Here is a 23,557-nt window from a genome sequence, read left to right as displayed (position 1 = left end):
GCTGGTTGGTCAGCCGGTTTTTCGCCTTCTAGAGGAGATTTTATGCGCTACGCCATTTGCTTCACGCCGTCTGCGAGCGATCCGCTGACGCTCGTGGCCGCAAATTGGCTCGGCCGCAACGTCTATTCCGGCGAGATGGTCGATCCGCCCGCCATTCGTGGGCTCGGCATTCATGAAGTCGCCTTCCACACCGCCGTGCCGCGCCGCTACGGTTTCAACGGCATCCTGAAAGCGCCATTTCGCCTGGCCGAGGACATGACGGAGGCGTCGCTGCTGCGCGATCTCATGCGCTTTTCCGGTACGGTGACGCCGTTCGAGATTCCGAAGATGGAAGTCGCGCGCCTCGGCGGCGCGTTCGGCCTGGTGTCGTCCGAGCCCTCCCAGCAAATGCAGTTCCTTGCGGCGTCGCTGGTCCAGGCCTTCGACCACTATCGCGCGCCGCTGACGGAAGCGGAGATCGAGCGTAGCGATCCGGACAGCCTGTCGGCAGCGCAATTCGCCAATCTGCATCGCTGGGGCCATCCGCATGTCATGGACGAATTCCGCTTCCAGATGATGTTGACCGGCACGGTCAGTCCCGCCGATCTGCCGCGGATGGAGCGCGTATTGCGCGATTTCTTCGAGCCGGTGCTTGCCGAGCCAGTGCCGGTGTCGAACATCGCGCTGATGATGGAAGAGGGCGCAGGCGGGCCATTCCGGGTGCACTCCCTGCATCCCATGGGCAAGGTCAGCGCCCGAAAGATCGCCTAACCGCTTACAGGTGAAAGGAAAGTGCGTTTCGCACTTTCCGTCTCGACATTCCGGCCGTGAATGCTACCGTCTTCGCATATTCGAGAAGGTGCTTTGATGTCCGATACATATCCCCGCAATCTCATCGGCTATGGCCGCCATACGCCCGATCCAAAATGGCCGGGCGATGCCCGCGTCGCGGTGCAGTTTGTGATCAATTACGAAGAGGGTGGAGAAAGCTGCATTCTGGATGGCGATCCAGCATCGGAGAACCTGCTGTCGGAAATCGTTGGTGCGGCGCCATGGCCGAACCAGCGCAGTCTCAACATGGAATCGATCTATGAATATGGTTCGCGCGCCGGTTTCTGGCGGCTATGGCGCATGTTCACCGAACTCAAGGTTCAGGCCACCGTCTATGGCGTGACGCTCGCCATGGCGCGCAATCCGGAAGCGGTTGCCGCCATGAAGGAGGCCGGTTGGGAAATTGCGAGTCACGGCTATCGCTGGCTGGAATATAAGGATTTTTCGGAGGATCTGGAGCGCAAGCACATCCTCGAAGCCGTGCGCCTGCATACCGAACTGACCGGTGAGCGGCCCTACGGCATGTATCAGGGTAAGCCTTCCGACAATACGCTGCGGCTGGTGATGGAAGAAGGAGGCTTCCTCTATTCGTCGGATTCCTATGCCGACGATCTGCCCTATTGGGTCGATGGCATTCAGGGCAAGCCGTTCCTGATCATACCTTATACGCTCGAAACCAATGATATGCGCTTCGCCACGCCGCAGGGCTTCAATTCCGGCGATCAGTTCTTCACCTATCTCAAGGATGCCTTCGATACGCTCTATGAAGAGGGCAAGCAGGGCAGCCCGAAGATGATGTCGGTCGGCCTGCACTGCCGCCTGGTTGGCAGGCCAGGTCGCGCGGCGGCGCTCCGGCGCTTCATCGAATATGTGCTGAAGCACGACAAGGTCTGGATACCCAAGCGCATCGAGATCGCCAATCATTGGCACCAGCATCACCTTCCTGCGGGCGCGCCTTGAGATGATATCGCGTGACGACTTCGTGAGCCGTTTCGGCGGTGTCTTCGAGCACTCTCCCTTCATTGCCGAGCGCGCCTTTGACGCGGGTGCCATTGCTGAGCCGCTGACTTCAGGTGGTGTCCACGCCGCATTGGTGCGATTCTTCCGTGCCGCCGGCGAGGAGGAGCGGCTTGGCGTGTTGCGGGCCCATCCGGACCTGGCGGGTCGGCTGGCGATTGCCGGAGAGTTGACCGAGGACAGCCGCAAAGAACAGGCCGGCGCCGGGCTCGATCGGCTGAGCCCTGGGGAGCATGCCCGGTTCACCGAACTCAATGCCGCTTATGTGACGAAATTCGGCTTTCCCTTCATTATCGCGGTCAAGGGACTTGGCAAGGAGGATATCCTGGCCGCCTTCGAAACGCGGATCGACAATGACAGGGATGCGGAGTTCGCGACTGCAACGGCACAGGTGGAGAAGATTGCCTTGCTGCGTCTGCAATCCATGCTTCCGGAGAGCTGATAGGGGCTTCTGGTATCTGGCTGAAGGGGCCGCGCGACATGAGCTTGGATCGGCTGATCTCTCATCTTAATCGCATGCAGCGGGCTATGTCTGAAATTGCGCGGTTTCTTCAAGGGACTGATAGAGATGTCTTTTTCGGTGATATCGAGAAGCAGCGGGCCGTCGGCATGAATCTCATGATGATCGGCGAGGCAGCGGCACGTATTGCGGAAGAGCATCCGGAGTTTGTCGTTGACCATCCGGAGCTGCCTTGGCATGAAATGCGCGACTTCAGAGACAGAATTGCTGAGGGCTATTTCGACATCGAGCTGGCGACCCTGTGGGACATCGCGCAAAAATCTCTTCCGGAGTCGCTCTCACAACTGGATTCCATTCGCCATTGGCGAGCGGAAGGCGAATGATCATAGAATGACACAGCATCTTGAAATTCACCCACTGACGAAGGCTGCATTCGCGCCGTTCGGCGATGTGATCGAGGCCGATCCGGCAACGATGCGATACATCAATGGCGGCACGACGGAGCGCTTCCATGCACTGTCCAGCGCCGAGGCCATTGGCGATGGGGCGCGGGTTATTCTGAATCTCTTTCGCGGCCAGCCGCGTGCCTTTCCCTTTACGATCGAGATGATGGAGCGTCATCCTTTCGGCAGCCAGAGTTTCATGCCGCTCAACGGCCGACCATTCCTCGTCGTCGTCGCGCAGGATGAGGGCGGCAAGCCCGGCAGGCCGCAGGTCTTTCTGGCGCGAGGTGACCAGGGTGTGAACTATCGGATCAATGCCTGGCATTATCCGCTGATGGCGCTCGGCGAGCAGAGCGATTTCCTCATCGTGGATCGTGATGGGCCGGGAAACAATCTGGAAGAATATTTCTTCGACGCGCCCTTCATCATCGGAGCACCGACGCTATGACCGGACTGACTACCCATGCGCTCGATACGGCACTCGGCAAGCCGGCCGAAGGCCTGGTGATCGATCTCTTCAGGATTGAGGGCGATGCCCGCACGCATCTGAAGACGGTTACGACCAATGCCGACGGGCGCGTGGACGGCGGTCCCATCCTGATCGGCGACAGTTTTGTCGCCGGCACCTATGAATTGCTGTTCCGGGCCGGAGATTATCTTCGCGCAAGCGGCGCCAAGCTGCCGGAGCCGGCCTTCCTCGATCTCGTGCCCATCCGTTTCGGCATCGCCGATACGACAGCGCACTACCATGTGCCGTTGCTGATCTCGCCCTACGGCTATTCCACCTATCGCGGGAGCTGAGACTTGCGTTTTGCTGCCATCGCGGACATCCACGGCAATCATCTAGCGCTTGAAGCGGTGCTTGAGGATATCTGGAAGCAGGGCATTACCGATATCGTCAATCTGGGCGATTGCTTCAGCGGGCCGCTGACGGCTGGTAAGACGGCCGATATGCTGCTGGAACTGAATGCGGTGACGGTGCGTGGCAATCACGACCGGTACCTGATCGACCAGGCGCCGGAGGCGATGCATGTGTCTGACAGGGCCGCGCATTTGGAACTGAGCGAGCATCATCTCAATTGGCTGCGCGGCTTGCCCTTTAGCGCCGTCTATCAAGACGCGGTGTATCTTTGCCACGCAACCCCAGCGGACGATAACGTCTACTGGCTGGAATCGGTCTCGGCAGACGGCAACGTCTATTTGAAGCCGCTCGAAGAAATCGAGGCACTGGCCGCCGGCATCGATTTTCCGCTGATCCTGTGCGGGCATACCCACATTCCGCGTGTCGTCAGGCTTTCCGGCGGTCGGCTGATCGTCAATCCCGGCAGCGTCGGCTGCCCCGCCTATGACGACGATCTGCCCTATTTTCATAAGGTAGAAGCCGGCCACCCCTTCGCCTCCTACGCCATTCTGGAAAGGACAGGCGATCATTGGCTGCCGGTCTTCCGGCAGGTCGCCTATGATCACATGGCGATGGCGAAGCTGGCGGCGCAGAATGGCCGCGCGGAATGGGCGAGTGGCCTGGCGACCGGCTGGTTGCGCTAGAGATCGGCCAGGATCGACCGATCCACGGCTTTGATATCCCGCCTGCCGCAGAGCGCTATGGAAATATCCAGCTCTTTGCGGATGATCTCAAGCGCGAGCGTCACGCCCTCCTTGCCCATGGCGCCGAGGCCATAAAGGAAGGGACGGCCGATGTAGGTGCCCTTGGCGCCGAGCGCGATGGCCTTGAGCACGTCCTGGCCGGAGCGGATGCCGCCATCCATATGCACCTCGATCTTGTCGCCGACGGCATCGACGATCCGCGGCAGTATGCTGATGGAGGAGTGGGCGCCGTCGAGCTGCCGGCCGCCATGGTTGGAGACGATGATGGCGTCGGCGCCGGTGTCGATGGCCGCCTTCGCGTCCTCGACGTCGAGAATGCCCTTGATGATCAGCGGGCCGCCCCATTGCTCCTTGATCCAGGCGACATCGCTCCAGGAGAGCTTGGGATCGAACTGCGAATGGGTCCAGTGCGACAGCGTCGTCATGTCGGAAATATCCTTGGCATGACCGATGATATTGCCGAAGAAATGGCGCTTGGTCTTCAGCATGCCCATGCACCAGCCCGGTCGCATCGCCATCTGCCAGATGTTCTTTGCCGTCATTTTCGGCGGCACCGAAAGCCCGTTACGAATGTCGTTATGGCGCTGGCCGAGGATCTGCAGGTCGGCGGTCAGCACCAGCGCCGAGCATTTCGCCACCTTGGCACGATGGATCAGGTTCAGGACGAAATCGCGGTCCTTCATCACGTAGAGCTGGAACCAGAAGGGCTGCTTCGTCACCGAAGCGATGTCCTCGATCGAGCAGATGCTCATGGTCGAGAGCGTGAAGGGAATGCCGAATTCCTCCGCCGCGCGTGCCGCCAGCATCTCGCCATCGGCGTACTGCATGCCGGTGAGGCCTGTCGGCGCCAGTGCCACCGGCATGGAGGCTTTCTGGCCGACCATGGTGGTTGCGAGCGACCTGTTCGCCATGTCGACAAGAACGCGCTGACGCAGTTTGATTTTGGCGAAGTCTGCCTCGTTCGCCTGATAGGTCGACTCCGTCCACGAACCGGAATCGGCATATTGGTAGAACATTTTCGGGACGCGCCGCTGAGCGAGCTTCTTCAGTTCTGCGATGGTAAGCGGCGCGGTCATGGCTGTCTGCCCTCTGGAAGGTTATCGTGCGGCGGGGTCGGATTGCCTCATTGCAGGATCGATTTCATCGGCTTTCCGGCGACATAGGTTTCGACGACGGCGCGGTCGTCGCCCATGGTCTGCAGCAGGAACAGCTCTTCGGTAAGCCTCTTCGTCACTTCCATCTTCAGCGCCATGGCCGGCGTAGCGGCGGCATCGAGGACGATTAGGTCGGCTTCGGTGCCGGTGTCGAGCGTGCCGATCTTGTCGACGAGAGAGAGCGCTTCGGCGTTGCCGCGCGTCATGTAGTAATAGCTTTCCAGCGGGTTCAGCCGTTCGCCGAGAAGCTGCTGGATCTTGTAGGCCTCGTCCATGGTGCGCAGCATGGAATAGCTGGAGCCGCCGCCGATATCGGTGGCGACGCCGATGCGGACGGGCTTTTCGCGTCGCGCCAGTGCTTTCAGCGGGAAGAGGCCGGAGCCGAGGAAGAGGTTGGAGGTCGGGCAGTGGACGGCGATAGCGCCGGCTTCGCTCATGGCGTCGGCTTCGCGCTCCGAAAGGTGGATCGCGTGGCCGAACAGGCTTTTGGGACCGAGTAACCCATAGTGGGCGTAAATGTCCGTGTAGTCGATCGCGTCGGGATAGAGCTCGCAGGTGAACTTGATCTCGTCGTGGTTCTCGGAGAGGTGCGTCTGAATGTGCAGATCGGGAAATTCGCGTGCGAGCGCAGCCGTCGCCTCCATCTGCTCAGGCGTTGACGTGATGGCGAAGCGCGGGGTGATGGCGACATGATTGCGGCCTTTGCCGTGCCAGTCTGATATCACCTGGCGGGTCTCGTCGTAGCCCATCTGCGGTGTGTCAAGCAGGCCTTGCGGGGCGTTGCGGTCCATCATCACCTTGCCGCCGACCATGCGCATGTTGCGTCGCATGGCTTCGGCAAAATAGGCATCCGCAGAGGTCTTGTGCACGGAGCAATAGGCAACTGCCGTCGTCGTCCCATGGCGGATCAACTCGTCATAGAAATGGGTGGCGATACGCTCCGCATGCGCGCTTTCGACGAAGCGGCATTCCTCGGGGAAGGTATAGGTGTTCAGCCATTCCAGAAGATTTGCGGCATAGGAGGCGATCACCTGCATCTGCGGAAAATGCAGGTGCATGTCGATGAAGCCCGGCAGGATCAGATGCGGGCGGTGGTCGACTTCGGCAACGTGTGCCGGCGCTTTCGCCTTGACCTCCGCATAGGGACCGACGTCGGCAATGATGCCATTTTCGATCAGCAGGCCGCCATCGCTTTCATACGAGTAGCTGTCCGTGTCATCAAGGCTCTGCGGCGCGCGCTTGAAGGAGAGCAGGCGGCCGCGCAAAAGGGTAGTCATTGGTCTTTTTCTCCGACGGAGCTTTCGAACCAGGCAACCAGCAGCTTGCGTTCCTCCGACGTCACATCGGTGACGTTGCCGGGCGGCATGGCGTGGCTGCGGCCTGCCTGAATATAGATCTCGCGGGCATGCATAGCGATTTCCGCGTCGTTTTCCAGCATCACTTCCTTCGGTGCGCGGGCAATGCCTTCAAAAGCCGGCTCGGCGGCGTGGCACATCGAACAGCGCGTCGAGATCATCTGCTTCACCGCCGGGAAGTGCGCATCCGATGCGAATTGCTGGAATGCGGGTGCGACGACGTTGGCATCCTTCTCGCCGGTGAGCATCTTCGGCACCGTCGAAAGCCATATGATGACAATGAAGAGGACGACGGTGACGATCCAGGTCCAGGTCGGCCGGCCCTTGCGGGCATGGATCGTGTTGAACCAATGGCGGATGGTGACGCCCATCAGGAACACCAGAGCGGCGATGATCCAATTATAGGCGGTGCCGAAGGCCAGCGGATAGTGGTTCGACAGCATGAAGAAGATGACGGGCAGCGTCAGGTAGTTGTTGTGTAGCGAGCGCTGCTTGGCGATGCGGCCGTATTTCGGATCCGGCGTGCGGCCTGCGATCAGGTCGGCGACGACGATCTTCTGGTTGGGAATGATGATCATGAAGACATTGGCCGACATGATCGTCGCCGTGAAGGCGCCGAGATGGAGGAAGGCGGCGCGGCCGGTGAACAGATGCGTATAGCCCCAGGCCATGAAGACGAGGACGGCATAGAGCACGACCATCAGCCCCCAGGTATTATTGCCGAGCGGCGACTTGCAGAGCAGGTCGTAGACGATCCAGCCGCCGGTCAGCGAAGCCAGCGAGATCAGGATCGCGACGGGAACGCTGACGTCGAGCACGTGCCTGTCGATGAGGAAGAGATTGGCGCCGCCGTAATAGACGATGCAGAGCATCAGGAAACCGGAGAGCCAGGTGAAATAGCTCTCATATTTGAACCAGGTCAGATGCTCCGGCATCTGCGCGGGAGCCACGAGATACTTCTGGATATGGTAGAAACCGCCGCCATGCACCTGCCATTCCTCGCCATAGGCGCCGGGCGGAAGATGCGGACGCTTCACCAGCCCGAGATCGAGCGCGATGAAGTAGAAAGACGAACCGATCCAGGCAATGGCGGTTATGACGTGGAACCAGCGGGCAGCAAAGGCCAGCCATTCCCACGCGATGGCGTATTCATACATTCAGGTCCCCTTTTCTTCCTCCGACTCGATACCTTGCAAAATGTTGGGCGCAGAGGGAAGGGGAGTTTGGTCGAGGGACCGCTTTTCGTGCTAGGATCACACACTTCCGTGACCGACACGCCGTCGCTCTTGCCGAGCGCCGACTTCGCGATAGATCAAAATTGGACGCTTTTTTCAGCGTCGTCGGCGATCGGTGGGCAGCGGAGCCCCTGGTTCGCCGCATCGTCGGAGATTTGCCCATGCGTGGTATACTGGCGTTTGCACTATTCCTTCTTGCAACTTCCGCCATGGCGCATGATGCGCCCTCCGGCTGGTCCTACGATCCTTATTGTTGCAACGGCGACAGCAAGACCGGTGATTGCGAGATGATCCCCTCGCGCACGGTTACCGTTATCCCGGGCGGCTATCGGATCACGCTCTATCCCGGCGATCATCGCTATGTGACGCATGCGCATATCTTCACGCTGCCACAGCGCAAGACGATGCGTTCGCCGGATGGGGCCTACCACCTCTGCCTTTTCCCAGACGAGAACACGCCGCGCTGCTTCTATGCGCCAGATATGGCCTATTGAGCAGCACTCACTCCAACGGCATGCCGAACTCGCCGAGTATCCAATTCCGGAAAACCCGGATTCTTGGCGTATGACGTCTGTTTTCGGGATAGGCAAGCCAGTAGTTTGAGCCGTCATTGCAGAGGATATCGAAGGGCTGGACAAGCCGGCCGGCTGCTAGGTCGTCGGCATAGAATTCAGGGGTCAGCACGGCGACGCCTTGTCCCGCAATGGCGGCGCTTGCCTCGAAGGATTGCGCCCCAAGCCTGCTTCTCGGTCGGCCTTGCAGGCCGGGATCTGGAACTCCAGCCGCTTCGAACCATTGTGCCCACCAGGGATCACCGGCATCGATAATCCGAAGTTTGAGAAGATCGGCCGGCGTGTGGACGCCGCCGATGCTGGCTGCCAGCGCTGGGCTCAGCATCGGCGTGAAGTTCATTTTCATCAACAAATGCGCCCGCAGCCCCGGCCAAGTTCCCCGCCCGTTGCGAATGGCGATGTCGGAAGGCTCACGGGAAAAATCGATGAGCGCGTCCGATGTGGCGAGCCGTACCGCGACATTTGGATGTTGCAGTTGAAATGAGCCGATATGGCGTGCAAGCCATTGCGAGGCGAAGGTCGGTGTCGAATGAATGAGGAGAGTGGTTTCGGCATCGCCGCTGACCGAAGCCATGGCCTCCTGCAGCATGCTGAAGGCTTCGGTCACCTTCGGCGCCAATCGCCCGCCGGCTTCAGTCAACTCGATCTGGCGCGTCCGCCGCAGGAACAGCGGCTCGCCGACATTCTCTTCCAGAAGCTTGATCTGATAACTGACGGCCGTCTGCGTCATGCCGAGTTCAGCGCCGGCGCGCGTGAAACTGCCGTGCCGGGCGGCGGCCTCGAAGACGCGCAGTGCATTCAGCGGAAACCGTTTCGACAGTTTCATGGATAAGTTCTCTTGATGCATACAGACGGTTGTTCGATTGGAATTTCAGCATTTTCGGCGGCAAACTGCAATCCACATCATCGATTGATTTGAGGTATCGTCATGGATTGCTATGCCGTCGAAGAGATGAATGCCCGGCCGTCAGCCTTGGCCCGTATGTTGGAAACATTGGCGCAGGTCTTCACAGGGGGCATGGAGCCTTCGTCCCGGCTGGATCTGGACGAGATGCCCGATCGGCTCAAGCGCGACCTCGGGTTTCTCGACGGGCGCGAGCCGCGTTACGAAGATGATCGGATGGCGTAGGCCGCGAAGGCCGTCAGCAGCTCGGCGGCCGTCATGGCGGCGATAACCTCCGGGCGCTTGTCCTTCACGGCAGCGCCGCCGATCGGCAGCGTCAGCCGATCGAGCAAGGCCTTGTCGCCGCCCTCGCGAGTCAGCCAGTGGGAGAAGGTCGCGCGCTTGGTCGCCGAGCCGATCATGCCGACATAGGCGAGATCGGTGCGGGCGAGCGCTTCCTTGGCGATCAGGAAATCGAGAGCGTGATCATGGGTCAGGATGACGATGGCTGAGCCTGCGGGAATCTCCTGCACCAGCGCTTCCGGCATTGGTGAAAGCACGGTCTTCGTCTCCGCCGGCAGGTTTGTCAGTTCCTCCTTACGGGTCTCGATCACCGTTACGGAAAGGGGCAGGGGGGCGAGCGCGGCGGCCAGAGCGTGCCCAACATGGCCTGCACCAAACAAATAGGTCTCCGGTCGGTGTTCCGCTTCGGTCGCCCGCTTGGCTTCAAGCTCTTCGAGCAATCGCGTCGTCATCTTCTGAAAGCGCAGTTGCGTGCGACCGCCGCAGCATTGGCCGATTTCCGGCCCGAGCGGTATGTCCATCACCTCCGCGCCATTGCCGGCCAGTAAATCCCGGGCGTTCTGGATCGCCAGAAATTCGAACTGCCCGCCACCGATCGTGCCCCAGATGGCGTTTTCGGAAACGAGCATGAAGGTTCCGGCCTCGCGTGGCGTTGAGCCCTGCGTTCCGATGATCTCGATGAGTATGGAGGAGGGGCGTGTCGCGAGAAATGCGCGGAAGTCGCTCCTGGGTATGACACCGGAAAGCACTTCGCGGACAGCCATCGTCACATCCCTTTCAGCCGCTCGACCGCCATCAGCACCCGTTCCGGCGTTGCCGGCGCGTCGAGCCGCGGGCAGACGCGGTAGTCCGCGACGCTTGCGACGGCCATGGACAGGGCCTCGAGTACCGAGATGCTGAGCATGAAGGGCGGCTCGCCGACCGCCTTGGAGCGGCCGATGGTTGCCTCGGCATTTTCGGACCATTCGGCAAGGTGGACGTTGAAGATCTTCGGCCGGTCGGAGGCGAGCGGGATCTTGTAGGTCGAAGGCGCATGCGTGCGCAGCCGTCCCTTGTTATCCCACCAGAGTTCTTCGGTCGTCAGCCAGCCCATGCCCTGCACGAAGGCGCCTTCGACCTGACCGATATCGATCGCCGGGTTCAGCGACCGGCCGACATCATGGAGGATATCGGTGCGGTCGATCAGATATTCGCCAGTCAGCGTGTCGATTGAGACTTCCGAGCAGGCGGCGCCATAGGAGAAGTAATAGAATGGCGTGCCGCGTCCTGCCTTGCGGTCCCAATGGATTTTCGGCGTCTTGTAGAAGCCGGCGGCGGAAAGCTGCACCCGAGCGAAATAGGCTTGTTTGATGAAATCCGGGAAAGGAATTTCCATGTCGCCGACCCGCACCCGGTTCGGCAGGAACTGTATTTCTTCGGCAGCGACGCCCCATTTCTCGGCAGCGAAGGCAACAAGCCGATCCTTGATCTGGCGAGCGGCGTCGAAGGCTGCCATGCCGTTGAGGTCGGAGCCGGAGGAGGCCGCGGTCGCCGACGTATTCGGTACCTTACCCGTGGTCGTGGCAGTGATCTTCACCCGGTCGATATCGACCTGAAAACTGTCGGCCAGCACCTGCGCCACCTTGGTGTAGAGGCCCTGGCCCATCTCGGTGCCGCCATGGTTCAGGTGGATCGAGCCGTCCTGATAGATGTGCACCAGCGCGCCGGCCTGGTTGAAGGCGGTCATGGTGAAGGAGATGCCGAATTTCACCGGTGTCAGCGCAATGCCCTTGCGGATAAAGCGGCTGGAGCGGTTGAACTCGATGATGGCGTTGCGTCGCGCCTGGTAGTCGGAGGATTCTTCCAACTCGTCGACGATGCGGTGGATGATGTTGTCCTCCACCTCCTGATGATAGGGCGTCAACGTCCGGCCGGAGCCCGGCTGGCCATAGAAATTCTGACGGCGGATTTCCAGCGGGTCCTTGCCCAGCGCATAGGCGATCTCTTCGATGAAGCGCTCGCCGCCGACCATACCCTGCGGGCCGCCGAAGCCGCGGAAGGCGGTATTGGAAACAGTGTGCGTCTTCAGCGGTTTCGATACGAGATGCACATGCGGGTAGAAATAGCTCGAATCCGCATGGAACAACGCGCGGTCGGTGACCGGCCCGGAGAGGTCGGAGGAGAAGCCACAGCGGGCGGCATAGGTCGCGTCGACAGCGTGGATGCGGCCGTCATCGTCGAAGCCGATTTCGTAATCGACCAGGAAGTCATGGCGCTTGCCGGTGGCGGCCATGTCTTCGTCGCGGTCGGGGCGGAATTTGATGGCGCGGCCAAGCTTTTTGGCGGCGACGGCGGCGAGCGCGGCAAATTGGTTGCCCTGTGTCTCCTTGCCGCCAAAGCCGCCGCCCATGCGACGCACGTTGACGGTGACGGCATTGGACGGAATGTTGAGCACATGGCCGACGATGTGCTGGATCTCGCTCGGGTGCTGGGTGGACGACCAGACGGCGACTTCGTCGTCTTCGCCGGGGATCGCCATGGCGATGTGGCTTTCGAGATAGAAATGCTCCTGGCCGCCGATGCGCATCTGCGCCTTGATGCGGTGCTTGGCATTGGCCATCTCGGTTTCCGGCTCGCCGCGCTTCAGTGTCATCGGCTCGTAGACCAACGGCGCGCCATTGGCGAGCGCACCGTCGATGTCACTCCAATGGGGCAGATCGCGATAGTCGATCTTGGCAAGGCGCGCGGCGCGGCGGGCCGCATCGCGGGTTTCGGCGATGACAGCGAAGATCGGCTGGCCGTGGAACTCGACCTTGGTCTCGGCGAGCAGCGGCTCGTCATGCATGCCATTGGAGCTTGTGTCGTTCACGCCGGGAATATCCTTGGCGGTGAATACCCAGACGACGCCCGGATAGGCTTTCACGGCGGAGAGATCAATGCCGGCGATCTCCGCATGGGCGCGGTCGGAAAGGCCGAGTGCGCCATGCAGCAGACCCGCAGGTTCCGGCAGGTCGTCGATATAGTCGGCGGCGCCCGTCACGTGCTTGTGCGCCGAGTCGTGCTTCAGGGAAGCATGCATCGAGCCGCTGATGATCTTGCGTTCTTCGAAGGTGGATTTGTCCATGTTTTAAGCCTCCACCGTTACGAAACGCTTCAATTCCTGCGGCGCACCGGCCGTTTCGAGATAGAAGCGGATGAGCAGGTTCTTGGCGGTCAACTGCCGGTATTCGGCTGAGGCGCGCCAGTCGGTGAGCGGCGTGTAGTCGGCGTCGAAGGCAGCGCGGGCGGATTCGACCGTCGTCTCCGTCCAAGGCTTGCCAATCAGTTCGGCTTCGACCGTGCGGGCGCGCTTCGGTGTGCCGGCCATGCCGCCGAAGGCAATGCGGATATCGGCGACGTTGCCGCCCGCATCCAACGCCAAATGGAAAGCGCCACAGAGGGCAGAAATATCCTCATCGCGGCGTTTGGTGATCTTGTAGACGGCGAAATAAGTGCCTTCGGCCGGGTAAGGCACGAAGACGCTTTCGACGAATTCACCGGGATTGCGGTCCTGCTTACCGTAATCGATGAAAAAGTCTTCCAGCGGCAAGGTGCGGGCGCCGGTAATGGAACGCAGTTTCACGGTCGCGCCGAGCGCGATCAGCGGTGGTGGCGTGTCGCCGATGGGAGAGCCGTTGGCGATGTTACCGCCGATCGTGCCCATGTTGCGTACCTGCTCGCCGCCGATGCGGTCGATCAGGCTCGCGACTGCCGGGATCTTTTCGGCCATGGCTGCAAACGCCTGGCTGTAGGTGACGCCGGCACCGATAGTCAGGCCGGTGTCTTCCACGATAATCTTCTGCAAGTCGGTCAGATGGTTGATGAAGACGACGGGGTCGAGCTTGCGCATCTGCTTGGTGACCCAGAGGCCGACATCGGTAGAGCCGGCAACGACGGTCGCTTTCGGCTCGTCGGCCAACACTTGCGCAAGCGCTGCGACTGAGCCCGGCACGATCAGGCGATCCTCGCCCGAGGTAACGGTGATGGTATCGCCGCCCTGCATGGCCCAGAGACGGGCGATGATGTCGGCTCTGGTCTTTTCAAGAGGATCGAAGAGAGCGCTCGGGCGCGCCTGGCTTACCTGTTCGGCCGCCTTGACTATCGGCTCGTAACCGGTGCAGCGACAGAGATTGCCCTGCAGGGCTTTTTCGATCTGTGCCCGGCTCGGATTTTCGGTTGAAAGCCACAGGCCGTAAAGCGACATGACGAAACCCGGCGTGCAGAAACCGCATTGTGAGCCATGACAGTCGACCATGGCCTGTTGCACCGGATGCAGCGTGCCATCCTTGGCGGCCAGATGTTCGACAGTGACCACATGGGTGGCATGCAGCGATCCGACGAAACGGATGCAGGCATTAACTGACTCGTAGCGCAATCCGCCATCGATCAGCCGGCCGACCAGTACGGTGCAGGCGCCGCAATCGCCTTCCGCGCATCCCTCTTTCGTGCCCGTCAAGTGCCGGTTGAGACGCAGGAAGTCGAGGAGCGTCTCAGTCGGGCGCAGGCTGGAAACTGAAATATCCTCGCCGTTGAGGATAAAGCGGATGCTGTCGTTCATGTCGTTCCCAATTATTTTGGTCTTCTAGAGCCGGACACGCCCCAGCGCATCCGGCCCTAACCTTGTATGGTTATTCCGCAGTCCAGCCACCGTCAATCGAGACGTGCGTGCCGGTGACCTGACGTGCATCGTCGCTGGCAAGATAGATCGACAATGACGCGATCTCTTCGGCCTTGACGAATTCATGCGTGGGCTGCGCCTTGAGGATGACCTCGTTCTTGACCTGCTCTTCAGTCATGCCGCGCGCCTTGGCCGTATCCGGGATCTGCTTTTCGACAAGAGGGGTCAGGACATAGCCGGGGCAGATGGCGTTGACGGTGACGCCGAATTCGGCAAGCTCGAGTGCCGCAGTCTTGGTCAAACCCATAATACCATGTTTTGCCGCGACATAGGCGGACTTGAAGGGTGAGGCGACGAGGGCGTGGGCCGAGGCGATGTTGATGATGCGGCCGTATTTCTTTCCCTTCATCAGCGGAATGGCGGCGCGCATCGTGTGGAACGAGCTCGACAGGTTGATTGCAATGATCTGGTCCCACTTCTCGAGCGGAAAGTCCTCGATCTTTTCTACATGCTGGATGCCGGCATTGTTGACGAGGACGTCGACGCTGCCGAAGGTCGAATTGGCGGTCGCGATTAGGTCGGCGATTTCGGCGGGCTTGGTCATGTCGGCCGGATGATAGATTACCTTACCGCCGCCCGAGGCTTCGAGCCTGTTTCTGATCGCATCGATCTCTTCGGGCTTTCCGAAGCCGTTGAGGACGATGTTTTCACCTTTCGCAGCGAAAGCGGTCGCGATGGCGAGGCCGATACCGCTTGTAGAACCGGTGACAACGACTGTTCTTGCCATGATTTTCTCCTTGGACGGCGCGGCTGTTGTTGCAGCGCAATAGCGGCTTTGAGGTTAGTCCCAAATCGCCGGACATGGCAATCGCACCGCAGCAAGACTCTTTTGCGACAGTTCGCTTCATATATTCGCGAGCTGGAATAAAGAATTTTCGGCAAAAATTTCGTTTTGCTTTCTTTTCACATTCGTTTTGCTGCCGTATCTGTTGTTTCGAGATGGGAACAATCCGGGAGGAATGCATGAGCGGTTATGTCTTGGCGATCGACCAGGGGACAACGTCGACGCGGGCTATCGTTTTTGACGGTGACATGAAGATTGCCGGTGTCGACCAGAAGGAGTTCACGCAGCACTATCCGCAACCGGGTTGGGTCGAGCATGATCCGGAGGAAATCTGGGCTTCCGTCGTTTCGACTGTCAAGAAGGCGATCGAGGCTGCCGGCATCACCGCGAAGGACATCGCCGCTCTCGGCATCACCAACCAGCGCGAAACCGTCGTGGTGTGGGACCGTGCGACCGGCAAGCCGATCCACAATGCCATCGTCTGGCAGGACCGCCGTACCGCGAGCTATTGCGAGAAGCTGAAGCGGCAGGATCTGGAAAAGCTCTTCACCCGCCATACCGGACTGCTGCTCGATCCCTATTTCTCCGGCACGAAGCTTTCGTGGATGCTTGCCAATGTGAAAGGCGCCCGCGCGCGTGCCGCCAAGGGCGAACTCTGCTTCGGCACCATCGACACCTTCCTGATCTGGCGCCTGACCGGCGGCAAGAGTTTCGTCACCGATGCGACCAACGCCTCGCGGACGCTGATGTACAATATCGGCAAAAATGAATGGGACGAGGACCTGCTTGAGATCCTGCGCGTTCCCGCGGCGATGCTGCCGGAGGTGAAAGACTGCGCGGCCGATTTCGGCGTCACCGATCAAGCGCTCTTCGGAGCGGCAATCCCCATTCTCGGCGTCGCCGGCGATCAGCAGGCGGCGACCATCGGCCAGGCCTGCTTCGAGCGCGGCATGATGAAATCCACTTACGGCACAGGCTGCTTCGCGCTCCTCAATACCGGCACGGACATGGTGCGTTCGAAAAACCGCCTGCTGACCACCATCGCCTATCGCTTGAACGGTGAAACGACCTATGCACTGGAAGGCTCGATCTTCATCGCGGGAGCGGCCGTGCAATGGCTGCGCGACGGACTGAAGGCGATCAAGCACGCCGCCGATTCCGATGGTTGGGCGGAAAAGGCCGATCCGATGCAGGAGGTCTATCTCGTGCCGGCCTTCACCGGTCTCGGCGCGCCGCATTGGGATCCGGATGCTCGCGGCGCGATCTTTGGGTTGACGCGCAATACCGGCCCGGCGGAAATCGTCCGCGCCGCGCTGGAGGCGGTCTGCTACCAGTCGCGCGACCTGCTGGACGCCATGCACAAGGATTGGCGCAATGGCAGTGGCCGGGAGACGGTGCTGCGAGTCGACGGTGGCATGGTCGCTTCTAACTGGACGATGCAACGGCTCGCCGACCTGCTCGACGCGCCGGTCGACCGTCCCATCATCCTGGAAACCACCGCACTTGGCGCCGCCTGGCTTGCCGGCAGCCGCGCCGGCGTCTGGCCGGACCGTCAGAGCTTTGCCAAGGCCTGGGCCCGCGACCGTCGCTTCGAGCCGGATATGGACGAGAAAACGCGAAGCGCAAAGCTCAAGGGATGGAAAGACGCGGTGGCGCGCACATTGAGTACGAGGTGAGCGCTGTAAAAGCGGCCGATGGATCACCTAAGGTTTGATTATGTAAGATATTTTTATTTTCCTAATGTAAGTCGAAGCAGCGATAGTGCACCGCGCGAATGGGTCGGCAGTCCGCTGCCGAATGGGGTTGGATTCGACTGTTTTTCGATGAAAGCCCTTTGGGAACATCAAGGCGAGGCATGACTGTTAATCCTACGGAATTGAAGCGACATTTTTATCGAAGCGTCAAATACTGGCTTTGCCGGCCGAAACCTCCGACGCTTATCGAGCCGTTTTCCGGACCCGTTCTCGTGGTCGGATCGGCGCCGGTGTCGCATAAGCCCGCGGATTTCGACGGGACCTTCAAGGTCATCACCATCAATGGCTCGCAGGTCGTCACAAAGGCATGGGGCATCGACGTGCCAGACGTTACCTTCGTTCAATTCAACCAGATCGAGGGAACGAATACGAATGCCGTCGAAGTCCGCCGCGTCCTCAATGGCCAGCGGACAAAGAAGCTTTACATTCTGCTTTGGCGAAAAGGCCTCGAGCGGCTGGAGAAAGGGCTGAAGGCCTTCGACTATCGCTACGACAGTCTTGAAATCGTCGATCGCTACAAGCGCATGGCGCTTCTCGACCGCGTCGGCGGGGTCAAATGCAGCGAACTGGGTGCGGACGATAAATGTTCGAACGGCATCAATGCGGTACTTTTCGCCCTCTATAACGGCGCTACTGCGGTGATCATTACCGGCATCAATCCGGATTCCGGCGGGCACATCTACAACCAGGCAAATCTGGCCCGGCTGCACATTCAAAGGGATCGGGAAATTTTGCTGCGGTTGATGGAGCGGGGTTATCCGGTCTTTACCGCCGATCCAACCGTATCGGCATCCCTCGGATTGCCATTATGGGAAGGCAAGGCGTCGGCCCGGCAACAGGCGCAGGCATCCGCAAATGCCGCGGAGCAGGCCTCCAAAGGGGCTACTCTCTTGACTCCATCGCTGCGTTAATCGCGCAATCATTCGTCTTACTGACGAATGAGGAGATCGGCCATGGTGTCCGTGACCGTTGAATTGCGCAATGTGGAGGATACGCAGGCGGCATTGGGCTGGGCCGGCGGCCATACCGTTGTCGTCGACCGTCCGCCAGGCCGTGCCGGCGGGCAGGGGCTCGGCTTCAATGGCGCCCAATTATTGGGATTGGCGATCGGCGGGTGTTTCTACAACGACCTGCAGTACATCGCCGCCGATATGGGTGTCGAGTTGAGAAAAATCGCGATCTCCGTGCGTGTCGACTTGGAAAGCGATCTGTCATTTACCAAAGCTGCGACACTGACGGTGTCATGCGAGATGCTTGACGGTTCCAATCCGCAGCCGGTCATCGACGAGGCCAAGGCCCGGTGCATGGTCAGCAATTCGCTGAAGAGGGGAATTCCGGTCGCAATCGAGGCGGCTGCGTAAACGCGGGACCGAAGGCTGACGCCGGGCATCGTTCCGTGGCAAAATCCAGGCATGGAATCACCTGATCGCGCCGAAATCGATCACGTTCTGACGCCGCCGCTGCTCCGGCCCGGCGATAAAATCCGTTTTGTTTCGCCCGCAAGCCCGCCCGACAGGGATCTCGTTTTGAGGCAGGCCGAGACGCTGAGGGGCTGGGGGCTCGAAGTCGATTTCGGCGAGCATGCATTTTGTAAGCGCGACTATCTTGCCGGAACGGATGAGGAGCGGCTCACGGATTTCAATGCGGCGCTCCGTGATCCCGAGGTCCGGGCGATCTTTACCACGCGCGGCGGCAAGGGCTCTTACCGCATCGCCGACCGCCTGGATTTCGACGCAGCGCGGCGTGATCCGAAGTTTCTCGTCGGTTTCAGCGATATCACCATACTGCATCTGAGCCTGTGGAAGCACTGCCGGCAGGTTGGTGTGCATGGTGCGCTTTTCATTCATGGCGACGAGCAGGATGTCAGCGTCGAAACCAGCGATTCCCTTCGCCTGTTGGTGATGACTTCAGAGGATATCGTCATCCGCTCGCGCCCGCACGAACCCACGTCGGCCTTGACGACCGAAGGCACGGTTGCCGGACGATTGATCGGCGGCAATCTCGATATGGTCGCAACTGCGGCCGGCTGGGCCTTGCCGGATTTGCACGGCGCCATCCTGTTGCTCGAAGCTGTCAACATGCACCGCGGACAGGTGGACCGACAACTGACGATGTTGCGCAAGGCAGGGCATTTGAACGACCTGGCAGGCATCGCGATCGGTCAGTTCACCGGCTTCGAATTCGATCGCCGCTTCTCCGTCATCGATATCCTGCGCGAGCATCTCGATACGCTCGGCGTGCCGGTCCTCGGCGGCCTGCCGCTTGGGCATGGGCACAGCCCGCTGAACGTACCGATCGGCGCGACCGCCGTTCTCGATGCAAAAGCGGGGACGCTGACGATCCGGCGCGGCGATACATAGTTTTTGCCGCGATAATTTTTTGACGCGGCTTGTCGGCGCGGGCGATACTCCCTCGTCTTAGATGAGAAGGAGGTCCTCATGCTCTATGCGATCCTATGCTACAACGACGAAGACGCCGTGTTTTCCTGGTCCAAGGAGGAGGAGCAGGCGACGATGGACCGGCTGCGGGCGGTGCAGGCGCCGCTTGGCGAAGCCGGCAAGCTCGGTCCGGTAGCCCGCCTGATGCCGACGACGGCGGCAACGACGCTGCGCAAGGGCAAGAACGAGCCGCTCGTCATCGATGGGCCCTTCGCGGAAACGAAGGAACAATTGCTCGGCTTTTATGTCATCGACTTTGAGACACTCGACGAGGCGATTGAATTTTCAAAGAAACTCGCCATCGCCAACCCGGGCGCCGGCTCTTATGAAATTCGTCCGCTTTATGTCTTTAAACCGGGGACGATCGCAACATGACGGACCTCGCCTGGATCGATATCGCATTCACCAACGCCCGGCCGCAGGTGCTCGGTGCGCTGCTGCGATACTTCCGCAATCTCGATATTGCCGAAGAGGCGTTTCAGGAAGCTTGCCTCAGAGCATTGAAGACATGGCCGGATAAGGGGCCGCCGCGTGATCCCGTCGCCTGGCTGATCTTCGTCGGCCGCAATAGCGGCATCGATGCTGTGCGCAAACAGTCGAAGACGCAAGGCTTGCCGGACGAGGAGGTGATCTCTGATACCGGTGACGCCGAAAGCGATCTCGCTGAGCGGCTAGACGGCTCCAACTATCGTGACGATATTCTGCGGTTGCTGTTCATCTGCTGTCATCCGGATCTGCCGGCGACGCAGCAGATCGCTCTGGCGCTGCGCGTCGTCTCCGGTCTTACGGTGGCCCAGATCGCCCGTGCCTTCCTTGTCAGCGAAAGTGCGATGGAGCAGCGCATTACCCGCGCCAAGGCGCGTGTTGCGGCCGCCGGTGTACCTTTCGAGACGCCGGGTGCGGTCGAGCGGGCCGAGCGCGTGGCGCTCGTCAGCGCCATGATCTATCTCATCTACAACGAGGGTTACTCCGCCGGTGGGCCGGGCCGCGAAGCGTCTGCCTTTGCCGATGAGGCGATCCGGTTGGGGCGGCTGTTGCTGCGCATCTTTCCGGCGGAACCCGAGATCATGGGTCTGCTGGCGCTGATGCTGCTGCAACAATCGCGGAATGCCGCCCGTTTCGATGCAGACGGCCAGATCATCCTGCTGGAGGATCAGGACCGGTCGCTCTGGAGCCGCACATTGATCGACGAGGCGCTTGCCTTGCTCGACAAGGCAATCCGCCATCGCCGACCCGGCCCCTATCAGGTTCAGGCCGCCATTGCCGCGCTGCATTCGCGCGCCAAGCGGGCCGAGGATACGGATTGGGCGGAGATCGATCTGCTCTATCAGACTCTGGAGCGGCTGAATCCGTCGCCAGTTGTTTCGCTAAACCGCGCCGTCGCCATCGCCAAGCTTAAAGGGCCAGAGGAGGCGTTGGCACTGGTCGAGGCACTGGCGGATAAACTCGATTGCTATTTTTACTTTCATGGGCTTCGGGGCGGTCTGCTTGCGCAGTTGGGCCGGTCGCACGAGGCGCATTTGGCCTTCGACCGTGCAATCGCGCTTGCCCGCTCGCCTGCCGAAGCGGCCCATATCCGTCATCAGCTCGACCGCCTGGCCGTGCCTGCTCCGGCAACTGCAAAATAATCAGAAAAATCCGCTCTTCCATGTCGGAAGGAGGCTGCTGTCAGCGTCCTTGAGGCACAGGCCGATCAGGCTGTTTCAAACGGGCTAGTGCACCGATCAACAGACGGCGCTGGCGGCGAAGATCTGAATTCCTGATTCAATTCCGGGGGATAGAGCAATGTTCTATGCGACAGAATCACCATCCAGCTCGCGGGTGCAGCGTGTGGCCGGCATGATCCTCAGCGGCTTGGTTATCGCCTTTCTTGTTTTCGACGGCGCGATCAAGCTCATTCCTTTGTCTGTGGTTACGGAGACCATGGCGGCGCTCGGCTATTCCGCCGATCCGGCTTTGGCGCGGCTGCTTGGCGCCATCACGCTCCTCTGCGCTCTGCTCTATGCCATTCCGGCGACATCTGTCCTCGGGGTGATCCTCCTCACCGGCCTGTCTGGCGGGGCGATGGCGACGCATCTGAGAGTGGGCAGCCCCGTGTTCACGCACCTGCTGTTCGGCCTTTATCTCGGCATCATCGCCTGGGGTGGGCTTTATCTTCGTTATGAAGCGGTTCGGAAAATGATTCCGTTCATGCGTTGAAGCTGTTGAATTTAGAATAGATTTGATATGCCTCGCTGCCTTATCCGTTCGGGGAGCGAGCCATGCCGCAAGTCACCATCGCACCAGTCAGGCAGTCCGACGCCGGCGAACTGATCGCGGCGAATGTCGAGAGCCGCGCTTACCATGCGCCATGGGCCTATCCCTTTGTGGATCGCGATGGCTTCGATGCCTGGTTCGGGCAGACCGTTACGGGATCCAACATCGGCCTCGTCGCGCGCGATGCCGGTTCGGGCGGTATCGTCGGCGTGGTCAATATCAGCCAGATGGTATGGGGCGGTTTCCGCAGCGCCTTTCTCGGCTATCACGGCATGGTGGCCTTTGCCGGCCAGGGTTTCATGACCGAGGCATTGCGGCTGGCGGTCGCCCATGGTTTCGACGATATCGGCTTGCATCGGCTGGAGGCCAATATTCAGCCCGCGAACCATGCCTCTATTGCGTTGGTGCAAAGGCTTGGCTTCCGTAAGGAAGGATTCTCACCCAAATATCTGAGGATCGGCGGCGTCTGGTGCGATCATGAACGCTGGGCTTTGCTGGCCGACGATCCGCGCCTTTGATGTTCAACATCAAAGGCTTTCGAGGTCGATTCCGAAGCGACAGGCAAGCTGTTGAATTCAGATTCGAATTAGAGGTTGGTATCAACATTCTCGAACAAACCGTTCGACAATTCATATTTGCGGTATCAGCCTCGTCTTCCTATTTCGTCCGTCAACGACAGATGGGATTTTTATCATGGAACTTGGTCTCTATACCTTCGCGGACGTCGATACCAATCCTGCTCTCAACAAGGGTGCGGACGCGGCGCGTCGCCTGAAGAATTTGATCGAGGAGATCGAGCTGGCCGATCAGGTCGGTCTCGATGTCTTCGGGCTTGGCGAGCATCATCGGCCGGATTATGCGGCATCGGCTCCGGCCGTCGCCCTTGCGGCGGCTGCGGTAAAGACGAACAATATCCGGTTGACCAGCGCCGTGACGGTGCTGAGTTCGGACGATCCGGTGCGCGTATTCCAGCAGTTCTCGACGCTCGACCTCATTTCGAACGGTCGTGCCGAGATCATGGCGGGGCGGGGCTCGTTCATCGAGTCATTTCCGCTCTTTGGTTATAATCTCGAAGATTACGACCAGCTTTTCGAGGAAAAGCTCGATCTGCTGTTGGCGATCCGCGAGAGCGAGCAGGTGAACTGGACGGGCGAACTCCGCGCGCCGATTCACGGGCGAGGGGTCTATCCCCGACCGCTGCAGGATCCGTTGCCAATCTGGGTGGCGGTCGGCGGCACGCCGCAGTCTGTCGCGCGCACCGGGGCTCTTGGCCTGCCGATGGCGCTCGCCATCATCGGCGGTGAGCCGCGCCGGTTTGCGCCGCTCATCGATCTCTACCACGAGGCTGCCCGCCGCGCTGGGCAGGATGCAGCCAAGCTCAAAACCAGCATCAATGTTCACGGTTTCGTAGCCGATACGACCGAGGCCGCCGCCGATCAGTTCTATGGCCCGCAGGCCGAGGTGATGAACCGGATTGGCCGCGAGCGCGGCTGGGGACCGACAAGCCGGGCGCATTTCGACCAATCGCGCGGGCCGCATGGTGCGCTCTTCGTCGGCGATCCCGAAGTCGTTGCCGAGAAGATCATCGCTCATCACAAGCTGTTCAAGAATGATCGCTTCCTGCTGCAGATGGCGATCGGCACGATGCCGCATGAGCAGATCATGCGCGGCATCGAACTTTACGGCACGAAAGTCGCACCGCTGGTCAGAAAGGCATTGACTGCAGAAAGCGAAGAGGCGAAAGCGACGGCTTGAGTGCTTGTCTCAACGGACGCATGCCAGCCGGAAGCTT

General features: G+C 60.3%; 26 protein-coding genes. 18 read left to right on the top strand and 8 right to left on the bottom strand.

Annotation, left to right across the window (positions count from 1 at the left end; translation table 11 throughout):
• The first annotated feature begins 42 nt into the window (after positions 1-42).
• The 7 genes from ACXHXG_RS09955 (at position 43) to ACXHXG_RS09925 (ending at position 4,275) form a co-directional block, all read left to right on the top strand.
• A complete protein-coding gene (locus ACXHXG_RS09955) occupies positions 43-750 on the top strand; it encodes a DUF1045 domain-containing protein (protein ID WP_104823842.1) in 708 nt (235 codons plus the stop codon).
• 93 nt (positions 751-843) lie between these two features.
• Positions 844-1,770 (top strand): allantoinase PuuE, encoded by a 927-nt coding sequence (puuE, locus tag ACXHXG_RS09950; RefSeq protein WP_104823841.1) that lies wholly within the window; start codon positions 844-846, stop codon positions 1,768-1,770.
• A 1-nt stretch (position 1,771) separates the two neighbouring features.
• On the top strand, positions 1,772-2,269 hold the full coding sequence (uraD, locus tag ACXHXG_RS09945; protein ID WP_457899174.1) for a 2-oxo-4-hydroxy-4-carboxy-5-ureidoimidazoline decarboxylase: 498 nt from the start codon (positions 1,772-1,774) through the stop codon (positions 2,267-2,269).
• Between the two features lie 38 nt (positions 2,270-2,307).
• Positions 2,308-2,670 carry a HepT-like ribonuclease domain-containing protein gene (locus ACXHXG_RS09940; protein ID WP_457899173.1) on the top strand — a complete coding sequence of 121 codons (363 nt, stop codon included), beginning with the start codon at positions 2,308-2,310 and terminating at the stop codon, positions 2,668-2,670.
• A gap of 7 nt (positions 2,671-2,677) precedes the next feature.
• Positions 2,678-3,178, top strand: a complete 501-nt coding sequence (locus ACXHXG_RS09935; RefSeq protein ID WP_457899172.1) for an ureidoglycolate lyase — start codon at positions 2,678-2,680, stop codon at positions 3,176-3,178.
• Positions 3,175-3,531, top strand: a complete 357-nt coding sequence (gene uraH / locus ACXHXG_RS09930) for a hydroxyisourate hydrolase (protein ID WP_457899171.1) — start codon at positions 3,175-3,177, stop codon at positions 3,529-3,531. Before ACXHXG_RS09935 ends, uraH begins: the two co-directional genes overlap by 4 nt.
• A gap of 3 nt (positions 3,532-3,534) precedes the next feature.
• Positions 3,535-4,275 (top strand): metallophosphoesterase family protein, encoded by a 741-nt coding sequence (locus ACXHXG_RS09925; RefSeq protein ID WP_457899170.1) that lies wholly within the window; start codon positions 3,535-3,537, stop codon positions 4,273-4,275.
• Here ACXHXG_RS09925 and ACXHXG_RS09920 read toward each other — a convergent pair.
• From ACXHXG_RS09920 to ACXHXG_RS09910, 3 genes are read right to left on the bottom strand one after another with little or no spacing between them, the layout of a single operon-like run.
• A complete protein-coding gene (locus ACXHXG_RS09920; RefSeq protein ID WP_457899169.1) occupies positions 4,272-5,411 on the bottom strand; it encodes an alpha-hydroxy acid oxidase in 1,140 nt (379 codons plus the stop codon). The genes ACXHXG_RS09925 and ACXHXG_RS09920 overlap by 4 nt on opposite strands.
• A 47-nt stretch (positions 5,412-5,458) precedes the next feature.
• Positions 5,459-6,766 carry a guanine deaminase gene (guaD, locus tag ACXHXG_RS09915; RefSeq protein WP_457899168.1) on the bottom strand — a complete coding sequence of 436 codons (1,308 nt, stop codon included), beginning with the start codon at positions 6,764-6,766 and terminating at the stop codon, positions 5,459-5,461.
• A complete protein-coding gene (locus ACXHXG_RS09910) occupies positions 6,763-8,001 on the bottom strand; it encodes a urate hydroxylase PuuD (RefSeq protein ID WP_457899167.1) in 1,239 nt (412 codons plus the stop codon). The genes guaD and ACXHXG_RS09910 overlap by 4 nt, the downstream gene beginning before the upstream one ends.
• A gap of 239 nt (positions 8,002-8,240) precedes the next feature.
• Here ACXHXG_RS09910 and ACXHXG_RS09905 point away from each other — a divergent pair, with 239 nt between their 5' ends.
• Positions 8,241-8,573 carry a hypothetical protein gene (locus tag ACXHXG_RS09905; RefSeq protein ID WP_104825168.1) on the top strand — a complete coding sequence of 111 codons (333 nt, stop codon included), beginning with the start codon at positions 8,241-8,243 and terminating at the stop codon, positions 8,571-8,573.
• Between the two features lie 7 nt (positions 8,574-8,580).
• On the opposite strand, the gene ACXHXG_RS09900 is transcribed toward ACXHXG_RS09905, so the two are convergent.
• A complete protein-coding gene (locus tag ACXHXG_RS09900; protein ID WP_104823832.1) occupies positions 8,581-9,498 on the bottom strand; it encodes a LysR substrate-binding domain-containing protein in 918 nt (305 codons plus the stop codon).
• 81 nt (positions 9,499-9,579) lie between these two features.
• On the opposite strand from ACXHXG_RS09900, the gene ACXHXG_RS09895 reads away from it, so the two are divergent.
• Positions 9,580-9,780 (top strand): hypothetical protein, encoded by a 201-nt coding sequence (locus ACXHXG_RS09895; RefSeq protein ID WP_104823831.1) that lies wholly within the window; start codon positions 9,580-9,582, stop codon positions 9,778-9,780.
• Here ACXHXG_RS09895 and xdhC read toward each other — a convergent pair.
• The 4 genes from xdhC to ACXHXG_RS09875 form a co-directional block, all read right to left on the bottom strand.
• A complete protein-coding gene (gene xdhC, locus ACXHXG_RS09890; protein ID WP_104823830.1) occupies positions 9,756-10,601 on the bottom strand; it encodes a xanthine dehydrogenase accessory protein XdhC in 846 nt (281 codons plus the stop codon). The genes ACXHXG_RS09895 and xdhC overlap by 25 nt on opposite strands.
• 2 nt (positions 10,602-10,603) lie before the next feature.
• A complete protein-coding gene (gene xdhB, locus ACXHXG_RS09885) occupies positions 10,604-12,940 on the bottom strand; it encodes a xanthine dehydrogenase molybdopterin binding subunit (RefSeq protein WP_457899166.1) in 2,337 nt (778 codons plus the stop codon).
• Between the two features lie 3 nt (positions 12,941-12,943).
• On the bottom strand, positions 12,944-14,413 hold the full coding sequence (gene xdhA / locus ACXHXG_RS09880; RefSeq protein WP_457899165.1) for a xanthine dehydrogenase small subunit: 1,470 nt from the start codon (positions 14,411-14,413) through the stop codon (positions 12,944-12,946).
• 70 nt (positions 14,414-14,483) lie between these two features.
• Entirely contained in the window at positions 14,484-15,260 is a 777-nt protein-coding gene (locus ACXHXG_RS09875) for a 3-hydroxybutyrate dehydrogenase (RefSeq protein ID WP_283046771.1), read from the bottom strand.
• 236 nt (positions 15,261-15,496) lie between these two features.
• Between ACXHXG_RS09875 and glpK the strand changes: the two genes are divergently transcribed.
• From glpK to ACXHXG_RS09830, 9 genes are all read left to right on the top strand, one after another.
• Positions 15,497-16,993 (top strand): glycerol kinase GlpK, encoded by a 1,497-nt coding sequence (gene glpK / locus ACXHXG_RS09870; protein ID WP_104823826.1) that lies wholly within the window; start codon positions 15,497-15,499, stop codon positions 16,991-16,993.
• 179 nt (positions 16,994-17,172) lie between these two features.
• A complete protein-coding gene (locus ACXHXG_RS09865) occupies positions 17,173-17,982 on the top strand; it encodes a membrane-anchored protein (protein ID WP_457899164.1) in 810 nt (269 codons plus the stop codon).
• 42 nt (positions 17,983-18,024) lie between these two features.
• Entirely contained in the window at positions 18,025-18,432 is a 408-nt protein-coding gene (locus tag ACXHXG_RS09860) for an OsmC family protein (protein WP_104823824.1), read from the top strand.
• A 51-nt stretch (positions 18,433-18,483) separates the two neighbouring features.
• A complete protein-coding gene (locus ACXHXG_RS09855; RefSeq protein ID WP_457899163.1) occupies positions 18,484-19,431 on the top strand; it encodes a S66 peptidase family protein in 948 nt (315 codons plus the stop codon).
• Positions 19,432-19,509: 78 nt separating this feature from the next.
• Positions 19,510-19,884: a YciI family protein gene (locus tag ACXHXG_RS09850; protein WP_283046764.1), complete on the top strand. Its 375-nt coding sequence runs from the start codon at positions 19,510-19,512 to the stop codon at positions 19,882-19,884.
• Entirely contained in the window at positions 19,881-21,137 is a 1,257-nt protein-coding gene (locus tag ACXHXG_RS09845) for an RNA polymerase sigma factor (protein ID WP_104823821.1), read from the top strand. The genes ACXHXG_RS09850 and ACXHXG_RS09845 overlap by 4 nt, the downstream gene beginning before the upstream one ends.
• A 157-nt stretch (positions 21,138-21,294) precedes the next feature.
• Positions 21,295-21,708 (top strand): DoxX family protein, encoded by a 414-nt coding sequence (locus tag ACXHXG_RS09840; protein WP_283046761.1) that lies wholly within the window; start codon positions 21,295-21,297, stop codon positions 21,706-21,708.
• A 62-nt stretch (positions 21,709-21,770) separates the two neighbouring features.
• On the top strand, positions 21,771-22,283 hold the full coding sequence (locus tag ACXHXG_RS09835; protein ID WP_457899162.1) for a GNAT family N-acetyltransferase: 513 nt from the start codon (positions 21,771-21,773) through the stop codon (positions 22,281-22,283).
• 175 nt (positions 22,284-22,458) lie between these two features.
• The gene (locus tag ACXHXG_RS09830; RefSeq protein ID WP_457899161.1) at positions 22,459-23,520 is read left to right on the top strand and encodes an LLM class flavin-dependent oxidoreductase; all 1,062 of its coding nucleotides are present in this window, start codon (positions 22,459-22,461) and stop codon (positions 23,518-23,520) included.
• Positions 23,521-23,557: the final 37 nt, after the last annotated feature.

Source organism: Rhizobium sp. LEGMi-198b, assembly GCF_054114205.1.
The sequence above is the reverse complement of the archived record's forward strand: the minus strand, read 5'-3'. Positions and strand labels throughout refer to the sequence as shown.